This window comes from Nonomuraea insulae (assembly GCF_042656245.1).
On record NZ_JBHSPA010000141.1, the window covers coordinates 1 to 1,070 of the forward strand.

Consider the following 1,070-nt stretch of genomic DNA (forward strand, 5'->3'; position numbering starts at 1 on the left):
TGCTTCCACCTCCGGCCTATCAACCCGGTCGTCTACCGGGGGCCTTACCCACCCTCGTGGAGGGAGACCTCATCTCAAGGCGAGCTTCCCGCTTAGATGCTTTCAGCGGTTATCCCTTCCGAACGTAGCCAACCAGCCGTGCACCTGGCGGTACAACTGGCACACCAGAGGTTCGTCCGTCCCGGTCCTCTCGTACTAGGGACAGCTCCTTTCAAGTCTCCTGCGCGCGCAGCGGATAGGGACCGAACTGTCTCGCGACGTTCTAAACCCAGCTCGCGTACCGCTTTAATGGGCGAACAGCCCAACCCTTGGGACCTACTCCAGCCCCAGGATGCGACGAGCCGACATCGAGGTGCCAAACCATCCCGTCGATATGGACTCTTGGGGAAGATCAGCCTGTTATCCCCGGGGTACCTTTTAGCCGTTGAGCGACACCGCTTCCACATGCCGATGCCGGATCACTAGTCCCAGCTTTCGCTCCTGCTCGACCCGTCAGTCTCACAGTCAAGCTCCCTTGTGCACTTACACTCGACACCTGATTGCCAACCAGGCTGAGGGAACCTTTGGGCGCCTCCGTTACTCTTTAGGAGGCAACCGCCCCAGTTAAACTACCCACCAGACACTGTCCCCGATCCGGATCACGGACCAGAGTTAGACGTTCAAAACGACCAGAGTGGTATTTCACCAATGACTCCACCCGAACTAGCGTCCGAGCTTCCCAGTCTCCCACCTATCCTACACAAGACGTTCCAAACGCCAATGTCAAGCTGTAGTGAAGGTCCCGGGGTCTTTCCGTCCTGCTGCGCGTAACGAGCATCTTTACTCGTAGTGCAATTTCGCCGGGTCTGCGGTTGAGACAGCGGGGAAGTCGTTACGCCATTCGTGCAGGTCGGAACTTACCCGACAAGGAATTTCGCTACCTTAGGATGGTTATAGTTACCACCGCCGTTTACCGGCGCTTAAGTTCTCACCTTCGCCACACTAAGTGTGACTAAGCGGTCCCCTTAACGTTCCGGCACCGGGCAGGCGTCAGTCCGTATACATCGTCTTACGACTTCGCACGGACCTGT

1 rRNA gene is annotated in these 1,070 nt (G+C 57.4%); it reads right to left on the bottom strand.

Annotation, left to right across the window (positions count from 1 at the left end):
- Positions 1-1,070 (bottom strand): 23S ribosomal RNA (locus tag ACFPZ3_RS70090); the annotation flags it as partial.